The sequence below is a fragment of the Streptomyces sp. NPDC028991 genome, assembly GCF_055564775.1.
In genome coordinates this window covers 37,646-53,832 of record NZ_JBVHVP010000035.1, presented here as the reverse complement: position 1 = coordinate 53,832, position 16,187 = coordinate 37,646, and the positions used below count along the sequence as shown (strand labels likewise).

Here is a 16,187-nt window from a genome sequence, read left to right as displayed (position 1 = left end):
TGGTGGTGGGAGGGGTTGGAAGACGAAGCGGGGGCAAGGCGGGGGGGGCTGGTGGGGGCGGGGTAATGTTGGAGTTGGGCAACCCGTCCCGGGCCGGCCCCCTTTCTGGTCCCGCGTCGCGTGCACCGTGAACCGGCCCCGGTCGACAGGGTGTCGGGCCTGGGCGGCGCTGCTCGACGCAGCGTCGATTGTCCCCGGCGGCGCGGGCGCGGGATCCTGCGGCCATGCCCCTGCTCCCGAAGACGCCCTCGACCACCCGTCGTACCCTGCTGCGCGGCCTGGGCGGCTCCGCCGCGCTCGGCGCACTGGCCGGCTGTGGCGTACCGGCCGCGTACGTCGCACCGGGCGACCGTGCCGCCTCCGATCGGTCCGCCACCGAACGACGGCTGACCTGGGCGAACTGGCCGCTGTACATCGACACCGACGACGAGCGCCCGAGCCGGCGGCCCACGCTGGAGGCGTTCGAGAAGCGGTCCGGCATCTCCGTCGAGTACATCGAGGAGATCAACGACAACGACGAGTTCTTCGGCAAGATCAGCCCGTCCCTGATGAACCACCAGCCCACCGACCGCGATCTGATCGTCATCAGCGACTGGATGTGCGGGCGGTTCGTCCGGCTCGGCTGGGTGCAGGAGATGGACCGCTCCCGCCAGCCCAACGTCACCGAGTACCTCGACCCGCTGCTGCGTTCGCCCGCCTTCGATCCGGGCCGGAAGTTCACCGTGCCCTGGCAGTCGGGCATCACCGGCATCGCGTACAACCGCCGCAGGCTGGGCCGGGAGATCAGGCACGTGTCCGACCTGTGGGCGGCCGACCTCAGGGGCCGGGTCACCCTGCTGTCCGGCATGGACGAGGCGTTCGCGCTGCTGATGCAGGGCAACGGCGTGGACATCACCGACTGGACGGCGGACGATTTCCACACGATCTGCGACCAGGTGGAGGAGCAGGTGGCCGGGGGGCAGATCCGCCGCTTCACCGGCAACGACTACATCAAGGACCTCTCCAGCGGGGACGTCCTGGCCTGCCAGGCGTACTCCGGTGACGTGATCCAGCTCCAGGCGGACGACCCGGACATCGAGTTCGTCGTCCCGGAGGAGGGCGCCGAGCTGTGGTCGGAGTCCCTGATGATCCCCAACCTGGCCCGACACAAGGCCAACGCCGAGCGGCTGATCGACCACTACTACCGGCCCGAGGTCGCCGCGGAGCTGGCCGCCTGGGTCAACTACGTCTGCCCGGTCCCCGCCGCCCGGGACGTTCTCGCCTCCTCCGCCGACGAGGAGACCGCCGCCCTGGCCGAAGACCCGCTGATCTTCCCGGACGCGGCGATGCGCGAACGGCTCGCGATCGCGCGGGACATCGCGGCGGGGGAGCGGACGGAGTTCGCGAAGCGGTGGAACGGGATCGTCGGTGTGTAGCAGCCTGACCGGGCGGTTGGTTCATCGAGTGGTGAACCGGGTGGTGAAGAGGCCGGGCTCACGGTGCCGCCGGGGCCGCCGGCCGCCCGGGCCCTGCACGGCGCCGAGGAACTGGCGGCCATGCCGGGCCGGTGTCCCGCGTGCCACGCGCCCGCGAGACCTCGCCCGGGGGCTGGGACCGGCGGGCGCGGCGACGGTCGTGTCGCACACGGTGGCGCGGCGGCTGACGGCGGCTACTTCAGCGCGGCCGCGGTGATCCCGTCGATGACCGGGTTCGGGTCCGCGCTCTTGGCGTCCGTGGCGTTGACCGAGTAGACCAGGGTGCGGCTCAGGTTGCGGGTGCCGCCGATGAGAGCGCTGTAGCCGTAGCGGGACCCCGACTTGCCCCAGAAGATCTCGCCGCCCACCTTCTTGTACTCCAGCCCCGCGCTGCGGTCCGCGTCCGGGAGGCCCGCCGGGGTGGTGAACATCTCCTCCAGCTCCGGCTGCGGCACGATCTGCCCCTCGAACAGCTTCGTGAGCAGCCGCTCCAGGTCGGCGGTGGTCGAGATCATGTCGCCGGCCGCCCACCGGTCGGCGTGGTTCCACTCGGTCACGTCGACCGGCCTCGTCGTCCCGTCCGGCTGCTTCACCGTCTGGTAGCCCCGGTTGTGCGGGCCCCGGATGCGGGGGTCGGTGCCCGGGAAGTAGGTGTGGCGCATGCGGGCCGGGCGCAGGACCAGGCGTGTGGCCTCGGAGGCGTACGACCTGCCAGTCACCTTCTCGATCAGCAGGCCGAGGACCGTGTAGTTGATGTTCAGGTAGTGCTGCTGCTCCCCGGGGTCGAACTCCGGACCCTTCGCGATCGCCGACGCCGCGACCCGCTGTGGGGTGAGCGTGTCGAAGCGGTGCGCGTACAACTCGGCGAAGTCGTCGCCGAGACCGTCGCCCGCCTGGATTCCACTGGTGTGGTTCAGCAGTTGGCGCACGCTGATCGGCTTCTCGAAGTCCGGCGTGAACAGGTCGGGGAGGTGGGCCTGCACCGGCGCGTCCAGGTCGATCCGGTCCTGCGCCGCGAGCCGCAGGACGGTGGCGGCCGTGACGACCTTGGTGACCGAACCGGCCCGGAAACGGGCATCGGGGCGGGCGGGCCGGCCGCTGGTCAGGTCGCGCACGCCCGCGCTGCCGCGCCACTCGCCGTGGATGCCGCCGACCCGCACGAGGGCGGCCGTCGCGTGCTGGTTCGGGACCGCGTCGAGCGCGTCGTGCAGCGCCTTCTCGTCCAACTCGTCCGACTCGTCCGTCCCGTCCGTCCCGTCCGTCCTGTGCCCGGTGGATGCGGAAGCGGCGGAGGCGGGCGGTGCGGCGAACGCGGGAGCCGCCAGTGGGCCGGCGGCGAGGGCGAGGACGAGGGAAGCTGCGAGGACGGAGGAGGTACGGGCACGCATCGACTGCTCCAGAGGGTCCGGGCGGGAAGGCCGCTGATCATCCTCGTCGTGCGCGAGCCATGGCGGATCGTCTGCGAGGAGGGCGCCCGTCCCCGGCCCGCACTCGGGGAAGTCCCCCACGAGCGAGGGGACTTGTCCGGGATCCCCCCTACGGGCGCGGGCCGGTGCCGCCGCCGCGCAGGGCGCACAGCGTGTCGATGCGGTTCGTCGTGATCGAGTCGACGCCCAGGGTGAGCAGCCGGCGCATGGAACGGCGGGTGTCGGGAGTCCACACGGACAGCAGGTGGCCGTCGCGGTGGACGCGTTCGGCCAGTGCCCGGTCCACCAGCCCGAACCGGTAGTTGAGCCAGCGCGGGCGCACCGCCGCGAGGAGCGCGGGCCGGGGCGGGGCGGCCGTCGTCCAGGTGAGGGCGATCTCCGCGGCGGGGTCGGCGGCGCGCACCGCGAGCATGGCGGCGGCGCCCGCCGTGTAGTACACGCGGTCCTGTGCCCCGCACTCGCGGACGACGTCCACGATGCGCCGGACCGCCCGCTCGCCCGGTCCGCCCGGCAGGTCGAGCATCAGCCGGCTGCCGTCGGTCGCGGCCAGCGCCTCGGCGAGCGTCGGCACCCGGCCGCCCGTCAGCCCGCGCACCTCCTCGGCCGACAGGGAACGCAGCGGCCGGTCCTGCCGCCACAGCCGTTTCAGCGTCTCGTCGTGCAGCAGCACGGGCACGCCGTCCCGGGTGAGGCGTACGTCGGTCTCCACCGCGTCCGCACCGCGGTCGAGCGCGGAGCGCAGTGAGTCGACGGTGTTCTCGCGGTACCGGTAGGGGTCGCCGCGGTGGGCCACGGCGGTCACGTCGCGGGGTGAGCTCATGTGACGGTCCGTCTCAGGAGGAGAGCCAGGTGGCGGTGTACGTGTCGATCTCGCCCCTGATCCGTGCCTTGCCGGGCACGTCGAGGAACGACGCCTCGACCGCGTTCCTCGCCAGGTCGGCGAGTCCCCGCTCGTCGAGGTCGAGGAGCCGGGCGGCGACGGCGTACTCGTTGTTGAGGTCGGTGCCGAACATCGGCGGGTCGTCGGAGTTGACGGTCACGAGGACACCGGCGCGCGCGAACTCCTTGATCGGGTGCTCGTCCAGGGTGCGCACCGCGCGGGTGGCGATGTTCGAGGTCGGGCACACCTCCAGCGGGATGCGCCGCTCGGCGAGGTGCGCCAGCAGCTCGGGATCCCGCGCCGAACTGGTGCCGTGCCCGATGCGCTCGGCGCGCAGGTCGGTGAGGGCGTCCCACACCGTCTGCGGGCCGGTGGTCTCGCCGGCGTGCGGCACTGAGTGCAGGCCTGCTGCGATCGCCCGGTCGAAGTACGGCTTGAACTGCGGGCGGGCCACCCCGACCTCCGGTCCGCCGAGCCCGAAGGAGACCAGCCCCTCGGGACGCAGCCGGTCGTCGGTGGCGAGCCGCGTCGTCTCCTCGGCGGACTCCAGACCGGCCTCGCCCGGGATGTCGAAGCACCAGCGCAGTACGGTGCCGAACTCGGCCTCGGCCGCCTTGCGGGCGTCCTCGATCGCGTCCATGAAGGCGGCCTCGTCGATGCCGCGCCGGGTGGAGGAGAACGGGGTGATGGTCAGCTCGGCGTACCGCACCTGCTGCCGGGCCATGTCCCGGGCCACCTCGTACGTCAGCAGCCGGACGTCCTCCGGGGTGCGGATCAGGTCGACCACGGAGAGGTACACGTCGATGAAGTGCGCGAAGTCCGTGAACTGGAAGTAGTCGACGAGGGCCTCGGGGTCGGTGGGGACCTTGGAGTCGGGGTGGCGCGCGGCCAGTTCCGAGACGATGCGCGGGGAGGCGGAGCCGACGTGGTGGACGTGCAGTTCGGCCTTGGGCAGTCCGGCGATGAAGGCGTGCAGGTCGCGCGGGACCTCGGGATCGACGAGGTGCTCGGTCAAGGGTTCCTCCCCAAAGTGGCGCCCCGGGCCGGTGCGGGCCGGCGGGACGCGGGTGATCGGCTGATCGGTGGTGCGGGGATCATCGTAGGCCGGTCTCACGCCGGACGGTCCGGGACCGTAGCATGGCGGGCACGATCGACCCAGGGGGACGGAAATGACGGACGCGATACAGCCGGGCGGGGACTCCAGCGGCGCCTATGACCCCTGGTCTCCCCCCGAGAGCCGGCCGTCGCCGGACAAGGGCCCCGACGCCGGCGCGGGACAGCCGCCGTCCGTGCACGATCAGGCCACGATGGCGTCGATGCCGTCCCCCGGATTCGGGGCTCCCCAGGGTGCCGTGCCGCCTCCGCAGGCCGCTCCCCAGGGCGCGGTGCCGCCTCCGCCGTTCGCGCCCGGCGGCCCCGGCGGCCCCGGCGGCCCGGGTGGGTACGGCTACCCCGGCTACCCCCAGGGCTACGGCTGGCCCGGGCTTCCGCTGCCTCCGCAGAACGGCGCGGGCACCGCGGCGATGGTGCTGGGCATCCTGGCCGTCTCCCTGTTCTGCCTGTACGGCGTGGTCTCCCTGGTGCTCGGCATCCTCGCCGTGGTGTTCGGAGTAAAGGGACGCCGGAAGGCCGAGCGGGGCGAGGCCAGCAACCACGGGCAGGCGCAGGCCGGCTTCATCATGGGCATCATCGGCATCGTCCTCGGTGTCGCCGTGATCGCGCTGATCGCCGTCGGGATCATCGCCGCGATCAACGACGACTCGGACTACGAGGACCCCTACTACGGTGCCCCGCGCCCGGCGGCGGTCTCCGCGGCGACGCAGGCGCACGGCTGACGACGCCGGCGCCGACGCCCGCGGCCCGGTCCGCGGGCGTCAGCCGCCTTCGCGCAGCCGTTCCCGTGCCGCCATCAGCGCGAACCCCAGCAGATTCTCCCCTCGCCACCGCTCGGGATCCGTCGCCGCCGCGTCGTCCGCGGCGAGACCGATGCCCCACACCCGGTCCACGGGGCTCGCCTCCACCAGCACCCGCTCGCCCGTGTTCAGCAGGAACGCGCGCAGGGCGGGGTCCGAGGCGAACTTGTGGACGCTGCCCTCCACGACGATCCGGAAGCGCTCCCGCTCCCACACCGCCTCGTCGAAACCGCGCACCAGCCGGCCCGCCTTCTTGGCCTCGGCGGGGTGAGCGGCCGAAAGCACTCGCCGCTCCGCCCGAGCGTCCTCGAAGAGCCGGGCCTTGCCCGCCATCATCCAGTGCTCGGCGGTCGCGTACTCCACCCCGGCAACGGTGAACGGCGACGGCCACCACTGGCTCAGACAGCCGGGCCCGGTCCGGCCGTCCGGCAGCGGCCGGTGCCCCCAGAAGCAGAGGTACTTGATCCTCGCGCCCGCCCCGAGCCGTTTGAGCAGCGCTTCCCTGCCGTCGGCGAGCTCTGCCGCCGGCCCGTGATCTCCGGCCCCCGTGGTCCTCTCCATGCACGCGAGTCTGGCACGCGCCACTGACACTCCGTCCGGCCTTTTCCGTGGCAACTCGACACCTGGTCGACAGATTCCGTCGCGTAATCAAATGGCAACAACGGAATCACTTGTTGGAGGCCTGGTGCTCTGCCAGGATCGGCACTCACATCGAGCCTGAGCCACGCCGGCCCCCGTCATGGGGAGACCGAGGAGAGCCGACATGCACCACCCGGACCACGCAACCCCGGACCGGTTCCCGGCCCGGGACCGCTTCGCGCAGGGGGCCCAGTACATCGCGGGCCGTCTGGCGAAGGGCACTTCCGGACGCACGCACACGGTCGTCGACCCGGCGACCGGCGAGGACGTCCTCACCTATGAGCTCGGCGGTCCCGACGACGTGGACGCGGCCGTCGCCGCCGCCCGGGAGGCGTTCCCTGGCTGGGCCGGCGCCACCCCGGGTGAGCGCTCCGACGCCCTGCACCGGTTCGCCGCCGTGCTCGCCGAGCGGGCCGAGGACTTCGCCCGCGCGGAGTCCCTGCAGTGCGGGAAGCCGCTGAAGCTGACCCGCGAGTTCGACGTGCCGGGCACGGTCGACAACGCGGCCTTCTTCGCCGGCGCCGCCCGGCACCTCCAGGGGCAGTCGGCGGGGGAGTACTCCGGCGACCACACCTCGTACGTCCGCCGCGAGCCGATCGGCGTCGTCGGGTCCATCGCGCCCTGGAACTACCCCCTTCAGATGGCCGCCTGGAAGATCCTCCCGGCGATCGCGGCCGGCAACACCGTCGTGCTGAAGCCCGCCGAGATCACCCCCCTGACCTCCCTGATGTTCGCCCAGGCGGCGACCGATGCCGGTATCCCGGACGGTGTGATCAACATCGTCACCGGCACCGGGAAGGAGGCCGGTGAGCACCTCGTCGGTCACCCCGACGTGGCGATGACCTCCTTCACCGGGTCCACCGCGGTCGGCAAGCGCGTCGCCGAGGTCGCCACCGCCACCGTCAAGCGCCTGCACCTGGAACTGGGCGGCAAGGCGCCCTTCCTCGTCTTCGACGACGCCGACCTCGACGCCGCCGTCCACGGCGCGGTCGCGGGCGCGCTCATCAACACCGGCCAGGACTGCACGGCCGCCACGCGCGCGTACGTGCAGCGCCCCCTCTACGACGCGTTCGTCGAGAAGACCGCCGCCCTCATGGACACCGTCCGGGTCGGCGACCCCTTCGCGCCCGGCACCGACCTCGGCCCGCTGGTCAGCCACGTCCAGCGCGACCGCGTCGCCGGCTTCGTCGACCGGGCCCGCTCCTACGCGCGCGTGGTGACCGGCGGTGAGGCGCCGCGGGGCGACCTCGGGTCCGGCGCCTACTACCGGCCCACCCTCATCGCCGGCGCGACGCAGGACAGTGAGGTCGTCCAGTCCGAGATCTTCGGGCCGGTCCTGGTCGTCCTGCCCTTCGACACCGACGACGAGGGCATCCGGCTGGCCAACGACACGCCGTACGGGCTCGCCGCCTCCGCCTGGAGCCGGGACGTGTACCGCGCGGGCCGCGCGACCCGCGAGATCAAGGCGGGCTGCGTGTGGATCAACGACCACATCCCGATCATCAGCGAGATGCCGCACGGCGGATACCAGGCGTCCGGCTTCGGCAAGGACATGTCCGCCTACTCCTTCGAGGAGTACACGCAGGTCAAGCACGTCATGTTCGACAACACCGCGGTGGCGGCCAAGGACTGGCACCGCACCGTCTTCGGGGACCGATAGCCACCACGAGAGGCCGCCGACCACGGCCGACCCACCCGAAAGGGCATCCACGCGCATGGAGCAGTACGAGCCCCACCGCCTCTCCCCGGCCCAAGCGGCCGCCATGCGGCGCAGTCTCACCAACGGCAGGGCCGCGCTCACCCGCCGCTCACTGCTGCGCGCCTCCGCGGGCGGCGTGCTCGCGGCCGGCGGACTCGGCACGCTGAGCGCCTGCGGCATCCCGGCGGCCGGCAAGACCGAGGGCGGCGTCTCCGCCGAGGACCGGTCCGAGAAGGAGAAGGAGGTCTCCTTCTCCAACTGGACCGAGTACATGGACGTCGACGACAGCGGCAACCGGCACCCGACCCTGGAAGCGTTCACCAAGCGCACCGGAATCAAGGTCAAGTACACCGAGGACATCAACGACAACAGCGAGTTCTTCGGCAAGATCCAGCCGCAGCTCGCCGCGGGCCAGGAGACCGGCCGCGACATCATCGTGCTCACCGACTGGCTGGCCGCCCGGCTCATCCGCCTCGGCTGGGTCCAGAAACTCGACCCGGCCAACCTGCCGCACGCCTTCACCAACCTGTCGCAGCAGTTCCGCGACCCCGACTGGGACCCGGGCCGCGCCTACTCGTACCCCTGGCAGGGCATCTCGACCGTCATCGCCTACAACAAGAAGGCGCTGGACGGCATCGAGGTCAGGACGGTCTCCGACCTGCTCGACAACCCGAAACTCAAGGGCCGCGTCGGCTTCCTCACCGAGATGCGCGACACCGTCGGCATGACGTTGCTCGACATGGGCAAGGACCCGGGCCGCTTCTCCGACGACGACTACGACGCGGCGATCGCCCGGCTCCAGAAGGGCGTCGACCGCGGCCAGATACGCCGCTTCACCGGAAACGACTACACCGCCGACATCACCAAGGGCGACTTCGCGGCGTGCCTGGCCTGGGCCGGAGACGTCGTCCAGCTCAAGGCGGACAACCCGGACGTCGACTTCGTCATCCCGGACAGCGGTTACATCACGTCGAGCGACAACATGCTGGTCCCCAACAAGGCGCGGCACAAGACGAACGCCGAACGGCTCATCGACTACTACTACGAGCCGGGCCCGGCCGCGGAGCTCGCCGCCTACATCAACTACGTCTGTCCCGTCGAGGGAGTGAAGGCGGAGCTCGCGAAGATCGATCCGGACGCGGCGGACAACCCGCTGATCATTCCCGACAAGGCCATGCAGGCCCAGTCCCGTGCCTTCCGCTCCCTGAGCGCGAAGGAAGAGACGGCCTACGAAGAGAAGTTCGCGAAGCTCACTGGGGCGTGACGACGATGACGACGAATACGACGAAGACCCGGTCAGACGCGACGGAGCGCGGCGGTGACGTCCGCCTCTCCGGCATCAGCAAGACCTACGGCTCCTTCACCGCCGTGCACCCGCTCGACCTGACCGTGCCCCAGGGATCCTTCTTCGCCCTGCTCGGCGCCTCCGGCTGCGGCAAGACCACCACCCTGCGCATGATCGCCGGCCTGGAGGAGCCCAGCGGCGGCACCGTCCACCTCGGCGACCAGGACGTGACCGGCCTCCCGCCGTACAAACGGCCGGTGAACACGGTCTTCCAGTCCTACGCCCTCTTCCCGCACCTCGACATCTTCGAGAACGTCGCCTTCGGCCTGCGCCGGCGCGGCATCAAGAGCGTGAAGAAGCAGGTCGGGGAGATGCTCGACCTGGTCCAGCTCGGCGAGCAGGCCCGCAAGAAGCCGCACCAGCTCTCCGGCGGCCAGCAGCAGCGCGTCGCGGTCGCCCGCGCCCTGATCAACCACCCCAAGGTGCTGCTCCTCGACGAACCCCTCGGCGCCCTCGACCTCAAGCTGCGCCGTCAGATGCAGCTGGAGCTCAAGCGCATCCAGACCGAGGTCGGCATCACCTTCGTGCACGTCACGCACGACCAGGAGGAGGCCATGACGATGGCCGACCAGGTCGCCGTGATGAACGCCGGCCGCGTCGAGCAACTGGGCGCCCCCGCCGACCTGTACGAGAACCCGCGGACCACCTTCGTGGCCAACTTCCTCGGCACCTCCAACCTGATCGAGGCCGAGGTCGACACCCGCAGCGGCGACGACGTCGTGGTGAAGGCGGCCGGCGACAAACTGGTCCTGCCCGGCACACGGTGTTCCGCGCCGGCCGAGGCGGGCGGCAAGGTCCTGGTCGGCGTACGCCCGGAGAAGATCAGCCTCACCCACGCGGACGAGGCGGGCTCCATCCCCGAGGGCCGCAACCGCATCACCGGCAAGATCAGCAGCACCAGCTTCATCGGCGTCTCCACGCAGTACGTCGTGGACTGCGCGGCCTGCCCCGGGTTCGAGGTGTACGCCCAGAACATCGACCGCGACGCCCGCCTCGCGCCCGGCGCCGACGTCGTCCTGCACTGGAACCCGGCGCACACCTTCGGCCTGGGCGCCGACCAGGACATCGACGCGGGCGTCGCCGAGGGCGAGGCCGCCTGATGTCCACCCTCACCGAGGCGCCACCGCCGCTCTCCCCGACCGCACCGCGGAAGAAGCCGCCGCGCAGGAGGGGCCGCTGGACGCCGTACTGGCTGCTGCTGCCCGGCATCCTGTGGCTGATCGTCTTCTTCGCGGCACCGATGATCTACCAGGCCTCCACGTCCGTGCAGACGGGCTCGCTGGAGGAGGGCTACAAGGTCACCTGGCACTTCGCCACCTACTGGGACGCGCTGTCCGAGTACTGGCCGCAGTTCCTGCGCTCGGTCGCCTACGCGGCCTCCGCCACCGTCCTGTGCCTGCTGCTCGGCTACCCGCTCGCCTACCTGATCGCCTTCCGCGCGGGACGCTGGCGCAACCTGATCATGATCCTGGTGATCGCACCGTTCTTCACCAGCTTCCTGATCCGCACCCTGGCCTGGAAGACGATCCTCGCGGACGGCGGACCGGTCGTCGGTGCCCTCAACACGCTGCACGTCCTGGACGTCACCAGCTGGCTCGGCTGGACGGCGGGCGACCGCGTGCTGGCCACGCCGCTCGCGGTGGTCTGCGGTCTGACGTACAACTTCCTGCCCTTCATGATCCTGCCGCTGTACACGTCGCTGGAACGCATCGACGGCCGGCTGCACGAGGCGGCGGGGGACCTGTACGCGAAGCCGTCCACGGTCTTCCGGAAGGTCACCTTCCCGCTGTCGATGCCGGGCGTCGTCTCCGGCACGCTGCTCACCTTCATCCCGGCGACCGGTGACTACGTCAACGCCTCCCTGCTGGGCTCGGCCGACACCGGAATGATCGGAAACGTGATCCAGTCCCAGTTCCTCAGGGTGCTGGACTATCCGACGGCGGCCGCGCTCTCCTTCATCCTCATGGCCGGGATTCTCGCCATGGTCACCTTCTACATCCGCAAGTCCGGGACGGAGGATCTGGTTTAAATGGCCTTCGTCAACTGGTTCAAGCGGAATCTCGTCGTGCTCGCCGGACTGCTCACGCTCGCGTATCTGCTGCTGCCCAACGTCATCGTCACGGTGTTCTCGTTCAACAAGCCGAACGGGCGCTTCAATTACGAGTGGCAGCAGTTCTCGGCGGATGCCTGGAAGGACCCGTGCGGGGTCGCCGGGCTGTGCGGTTCCCTGTCGCTCAGCCTCCAGATCGCCCTCTGGGCGACGCTCGGCGCCACCGCGCTGGGCACGGCGATCGCCTTCGCGCTGGTCCGCTACCGCTTCCGGGCGCGCGGTGCCATCAACTCGCTGATCTTCCTGCCGATGGCGATGCCCGAGGTCGTGATGGCCGCCTCGCTGCTCACCCTGTTCCTGAACATGGGTGCCCAGCTGGGCTTCTGGACGATCCTGATCGCCCACATCATGTTCTGCCTCAGCTTCGTGGTGACGGCCGTCAAGGCGCGCGTGATGTCGATGGACCCGAGGCTGGAGCAGGCGGCGCAGGACCTGTACGCGGGTCCCTTCCAGACCTTCGTCCGGGTCACGCTCCCCATCGCCGCCCCCGGAATCGCCGCCGGCGCGCTGCTCGCCTTCGCGCTCTCCTTCGACGATTTCATCATCACCAATTTCAACGCGGGCTCCACCGTCACCTTCCCCATGTTCGTCTGGGGATCGGCCCAGCGCGGAACGCCCGTTCAGATCAACGTCGTCGGTACGGCCATGTTCGTCATCGCCGTACTGTTCGTTCTGGCCTCCATGGTCATCGGCAACCGCCGAAATCGCCGCAAGGCGTAAACGCATCAGTGCATCAGTGCATCAGTAGGGAGTTGAAATCATGGCCCCGAGCGCCATGAGCCGCAGCAACGACTGGACGAGATCCCTCTCCGACGCCCAGCCGGTCGCGTACTGGCTGGACGACCCCGGCCGCCCCCGCCCGCAGCCCGCCCTCACCGGTGCCGAGACCTGCGACCTGCTGGTCGTCGGCGGCGGCTACAGCGGACTGTGGACCGCGCTGATCGCCAAGGAGCGCGACCCGGGGCGGGACGTGGTGCTGCTGGAGGGCCGCGAGGTGGGCTGGGCCGCCTCCGGCCGCAACGGCGGCTTCTGCGCCGCCTCCCTCACCCACGGCCTGTCCAACGGCCTCACCCGCTGGCCGGACGAGATCCACAGGCTGGAGGAGCTGGGCGCCCGCAACCTCGACGCGATCGAGGCGGCGGTCGCCCGCCACTCCCTCGACTGCGACTTCGAACGCACCGGCGAGATCGACGTCGCGACCGAGGAGTACCAGGCCAGGGAGCTCAAGGACTGGTACGAGGAGATCCGTGCCAAGGGCCTCGCCGACGGCGTCGAGTACCTGGACGGCGAGGCCGTACGGGAGCAGGTCGACTCCCCGACCTTCCGCGCGGGTCTGTACGACCGCCGTGGCGTGGCCATGGTCAACCCCGCCAGGCTCGCCTGGGGCCTCAAGCGCGCCTGTCTCGACCTCGGCGTCCGCGTCCACGAGAACACCCCGGCCCTCACCCTCCGCCAGTACGGCGCCGGCATGGCCGTACGCACCCCGTACGGCGGCGTCCGCGCCCGCACCGTCGCGCTCGGCACCAACATCTTCCCGAACCTGGTCAAGCGGGTGCGCTCGTACACCGTCCCGGTCTACGACTACGCCCTGATGACCGAGCCGCTCACCGACGGGCAGCTCGCGTCGATCGGCTGGAGGAACCGGCAGGGCCTCGGGGACAGCGCCAACCAGTTCCACTACTTCCGGCTCTCCGCCGACAACCGGATCCTGTGGGGCGGCTACGACGCCGTCTACCCGTACGGCGGCCGGGTGCGCGCCGAGTACGACGACCGCCCCGAGACCTACGCCAAGCTCGCCGGGCACTTCTTCGCCTGCTTCCCGCAGTTGGAGGGCGTCCGCTTCACGCACGCCTGGGGCGGCGCGATCGACACCTGTTCCCGCTTCTCGGCGTTCTTCGGTACCGCGCACCGGGGCAAGGTCGCCTACGCGGCCGGGTACACCGGCCTCGGCGTGGGCGCCAGCCGGTTCGGCGCCGAGGTGATGCTCGACCTGCTGTCGGGGGAGCGCACCGAGCGCACCGAACTGGAGATGGTCCGCAGGAAGCCCCTGCCGTTCCCGCCCGAGCCCTTCGCCTGGGCCGGCATCGCGCTCACCAAGTGGTCGCTGGCCCGAGCCGACGCGCACGGCGGCCGGCGCAACCTGTGGCTGCGGACGATGGACAAGCTGGGGCTCGGCTTCGACAGCTGAGCCGCGCACCGAGCGCGGGCCTGTGACCCGGTTCACCCCAACGAGGCGCCTCGACCCGCGTAATGCCCGCCGGTAGACCTCCCTCTCCTTCGTGACGCACCCCGCGTCCACGAGCGAGAGGGAGGTCTTCACATGCCTGGTGCGAAGACGGCGGTCGCGTGGCTGGCATCCGTCGCACCGGATCCCGAGTCCTGTCGGAAGGAGTGGGAGCGCAACCCTCTGGGGGTCGCGCTGCTGCCCGCCGGCAAGGCCTGGGACGTGCTCATCCTGCCCGGCAGGCTCGGCTATCCGACCCTCGACGTGCTCTCCCGCGTCCTGGACCAGCCGGGCCCGGTGCTGGCCGACTTCGGCGACGCGCGCACGGGCTTCTTCGTGCCGGCCGGCACGGCGGCCCGCTGGCTGGGCACCGGCGTCCGGACGGCCGGACTCGGCACCTGGATCGTGGTGCCGCACCCGGCTGGTCTGTCGTCCGGCGGCATCCGCTGGCTGATCCCGCCGGACGGTACCGGCACCCTCACCGATCCGTCACTCCTCGAACTGGCGATGCACGAGGCGGCGGCCCTCGCCGCGGAGGAGAACGAGCGGTGAGCCGCACGAGGGGGTGACAGCCGAATTGGTCTGGACCAAGTTGGGCGCCCTCCACCCTCCTCATCTCCCCCATGTCCGGAGGCACTTGTGGAACGCTCCAGACCGCTCGCCCGCCGACCCCTCGTCCCACTGCTCACCGCCGTGGCGCTCGCCGCGTCCGGCATGGCCGCGCTCTCGTCGGCCGCCCGTGCGGCCGACGCGGACCTCGTCCGCAACGGCGGCTTCGAGTCCGGCCTGGACGGCTGGACCTGCACGGCGGGTGCGACCGTGACCTCGCCCGTGCGCAGCGGCACCTCGGCCCTCGAGGCCACCCCGGCCGGCACCGACAACGCCCGGTGCGCGCAGACGGTGTCCGTGAGACCGGACTCCCAGTACACCCTGTCCGGCCACGTCCGCGGCACCTACGTCCACCTCCGCGCGAGCGGCACCGGCACCACCGACGTCTCCGCCTGGGCCCAGTCCGCCCCCGACTGGCAGCCGCTCACCAGCACCTTCCGCACCGGCCCGTCCACCACCAGGGTCACGATCCACACCCACGGCTGGTACGGCACCGGCGCCTACCACGCCGACGACATCTCATTGACCGGCCCGGGCGGGAAGACGGGCCAGCCCCCATCGGCCCCCGGCGGTCTGACGACCGGCTCCGTCACCTCCTCCAGCGTCGCCCTGTCCTGGCCACCCGCCCCGGGCGCCACGAGCTACGCCGTCTACCGCGACGGCACCAAGGTCCGCACGGTCACCGGCACCTCCACCACCGTCACCGGCCTGACCCCCTCGACGGCACACGCCTTCCGGGTCGCCGCGGTCAACGACGCGGGCGAGTCCACGCGGTCGGCCACCGTCACGGCGACCACCACCTTCCACATCGCCATGACCGACATGCTCCTCACCGGCTTCCCGGTCGCGGGCGACGCCGACAGCGTCTTGCGTCTTCCCGCCGCTGCGCCCGGACCAGGTCGCGATCGGCATGCCGGCCTCCACCAACGCCGGCAACGGCCACGTCTCCCCGGCCGAGGTCACCAAGGCCCTGAACTGCCTGACCAAGAAGACCGACTGCGGCTCCTACGCGACCCACGGCACCTGGCCGGCCCTGCGCGGCCTGATGACGTGGTCGATCAACTGGGACCGGTACGGGAACTGGGAGTTCCAGAAGAACTTCGACGCGTACTTCGGCTGACCGGCGGCATGCCCCGGCCGACCGCCAGCCGGACTCCGGCCAGCAGGACCGCCCCCAGGCACCAGCTGGCCACCACGTCGAGCGGCCAGTGGTAGCCCCGGCGCACCAGCCCGTAGGAGGCACCGAGGACGAGGGCCGCGCAGAGCGCGACGAGCACGCGGCGGACGGCCGGCGACCGCAGCAGCGGAAGGAGCAGCAGCGTCGCCGCGCCGTACGCGACGACCGCGGTGGCGGTGTGGCCGGAGGGGTAGTAGCCGGCGGCCGGAGGCACGGCCGGGGTGCCGGGGCGGTCGGTCCACTCCTTCAACGGGGCGACCAGCGCCGGCACCAAGGCCATCGCGAGGGCCCCCGCGAGGGGCGGCAACCACCAGTGGTCCACACCTCTGGCCCGCCCCCACCACGCGACGTACGCCAGCGCGACGGCGAGGACGGGCAGGGCCACCTGCACGTTGCCGAGGTCGGCCAGCAGCTCGGAGAGCCGGTCCGGGTGGACGAGCGCCCTGCTCAGCCGCTCGTCCACCCCGGTCAGCGGGCCGTCGGCGAGGACCTGCCAGGTGATCAGCGCGAAGAGGAGGGCGGGCGGCCCGACCAGGACGGGGAGCGCGCGGGGAGGGGAGGCGAGCATGACGCCCAGCTTCGCAGGCCCGTCGGCGACCGACACCGAAGGGCCGGCACAAGGGGGGGAGTGTGCCGGCCCTTCGGTGAACCGCCGTCCCGGGTGCCGGGGCGGCCGTCCTGACCGGAACGCCGCGCGCCCCGGGGGGTTT

14 protein-coding genes and 1 pseudogene are annotated in these 16,187 nt (G+C 71.4%); 10 read left to right on the top strand and 5 right to left on the bottom strand.

Annotation, left to right across the window (positions count from 1 at the left end):
• Positions 1–224: 224 nt before the first annotated feature.
• A complete protein-coding gene (locus ACZ4V1_RS33965) occupies positions 225–1,415 on the top strand; it encodes a polyamine ABC transporter substrate-binding protein (protein ID WP_468344363.1) in 1,191 nt (396 codons plus the stop codon).
• 233 nt (positions 1,416–1,648) lie between these two features.
• On the opposite strand, the gene ACZ4V1_RS33960 is transcribed toward ACZ4V1_RS33965, so the two are convergent.
• The 3 genes from ACZ4V1_RS33960 to ACZ4V1_RS33950 form a co-directional block, all read right to left on the bottom strand.
• On the bottom strand, positions 1,649–2,842 hold the full coding sequence (locus tag ACZ4V1_RS33960) for a serine hydrolase domain-containing protein (protein WP_468344360.1): 1,194 nt from the start codon (positions 2,840–2,842) through the stop codon (positions 1,649–1,651).
• A 148-nt stretch (positions 2,843–2,990) separates the two neighbouring features.
• Entirely contained in the window at positions 2,991–3,701 is a 711-nt protein-coding gene (locus ACZ4V1_RS33955) for a glycerophosphodiester phosphodiesterase (protein ID WP_468344357.1), read from the bottom strand.
• Between the two features lie 13 nt (positions 3,702–3,714).
• Positions 3,715–4,875, bottom strand: a complete 1,161-nt coding sequence (locus ACZ4V1_RS33950) for an adenosine deaminase (protein ID WP_468344354.1) — start codon at positions 4,873–4,875, stop codon at positions 3,715–3,717.
• 55 nt (positions 4,876–4,930) lie between these two features.
• Between ACZ4V1_RS33950 and ACZ4V1_RS33945 the strand changes: the two genes are divergently transcribed.
• Entirely contained in the window at positions 4,931–5,596 is a 666-nt protein-coding gene (locus tag ACZ4V1_RS33945; RefSeq protein ID WP_468344351.1) for a DUF4190 domain-containing protein, read from the top strand.
• A gap of 39 nt (positions 5,597–5,635) precedes the next feature.
• Here the strand turns inward: ACZ4V1_RS33945 and ACZ4V1_RS33940 are convergent, their stop codons facing one another.
• Positions 5,636–6,235 (bottom strand): NADAR family protein, encoded by a 600-nt coding sequence (locus tag ACZ4V1_RS33940; RefSeq protein WP_468344348.1) that lies wholly within the window; start codon positions 6,233–6,235, stop codon positions 5,636–5,638.
• A 202-nt stretch (positions 6,236–6,437) separates the two neighbouring features.
• Between ACZ4V1_RS33940 and ACZ4V1_RS33935 the strand changes: the two genes are divergently transcribed.
• The 8 genes and pseudogenes from ACZ4V1_RS33935 to ACZ4V1_RS33900 all read left to right on the top strand — a co-directional run bounded on the left by ACZ4V1_RS33935 (position 6,438) and on the right by ACZ4V1_RS33900 (position 15,420).
• Positions 6,438–7,973: a gamma-aminobutyraldehyde dehydrogenase gene (locus tag ACZ4V1_RS33935; RefSeq protein WP_468344345.1), complete on the top strand. Its 1,536-nt coding sequence runs from the start codon at positions 6,438–6,440 to the stop codon at positions 7,971–7,973.
• A gap of 55 nt (positions 7,974–8,028) precedes the next feature.
• On the top strand, positions 8,029–9,276 hold the full coding sequence (locus ACZ4V1_RS33930) for a polyamine ABC transporter substrate-binding protein (RefSeq protein WP_468344343.1): 1,248 nt from the start codon (positions 8,029–8,031) through the stop codon (positions 9,274–9,276).
• Between the two features lie 5 nt (positions 9,277–9,281).
• Positions 9,282–10,457, top strand: coding sequence for an ABC transporter ATP-binding protein (locus ACZ4V1_RS33925; RefSeq protein WP_468344340.1), 1,176 nt, complete (start codon positions 9,282–9,284; stop codon positions 10,455–10,457).
• Entirely contained in the window at positions 10,457–11,386 is a 930-nt protein-coding gene (locus tag ACZ4V1_RS33920; protein ID WP_468344337.1) for an ABC transporter permease, read from the top strand. The genes ACZ4V1_RS33925 and ACZ4V1_RS33920 overlap by 1 nt, the downstream gene beginning before the upstream one ends.
• A complete protein-coding gene (locus tag ACZ4V1_RS33915) occupies positions 11,387–12,187 on the top strand; it encodes an ABC transporter permease (RefSeq protein ID WP_468344334.1) in 801 nt (266 codons plus the stop codon).
• A 40-nt stretch (positions 12,188–12,227) separates the two neighbouring features.
• Positions 12,228–13,655 carry an NAD(P)/FAD-dependent oxidoreductase gene (locus tag ACZ4V1_RS33910; RefSeq protein ID WP_468344331.1) on the top strand — a complete coding sequence of 476 codons (1,428 nt, stop codon included), beginning with the start codon at positions 12,228–12,230 and terminating at the stop codon, positions 13,653–13,655.
• Positions 13,656–13,787: 132 nt separating this feature from the next.
• Positions 13,788–14,243, top strand: coding sequence for a hypothetical protein (locus ACZ4V1_RS33905; RefSeq protein WP_468344328.1), 456 nt, complete (start codon positions 13,788–13,790; stop codon positions 14,241–14,243).
• An 87-nt stretch (positions 14,244–14,330) separates the two neighbouring features.
• Positions 14,331–15,420 (top strand): annotated as a pseudogene (locus ACZ4V1_RS33900) (carbohydrate binding domain-containing protein).
• Here ACZ4V1_RS33900 and ACZ4V1_RS33895 read toward each other — a convergent pair.
• Positions 15,359–16,045 carry a phosphatase PAP2 family protein gene (locus ACZ4V1_RS33895; protein ID WP_468344325.1) on the bottom strand — a complete coding sequence of 229 codons (687 nt, stop codon included), beginning with the start codon at positions 16,043–16,045 and terminating at the stop codon, positions 15,359–15,361. The pseudogene ACZ4V1_RS33900 and the gene ACZ4V1_RS33895 sit on opposite strands and share 62 nt — an antisense overlap.
• Positions 16,046–16,187: the final 142 nt, after the last annotated feature.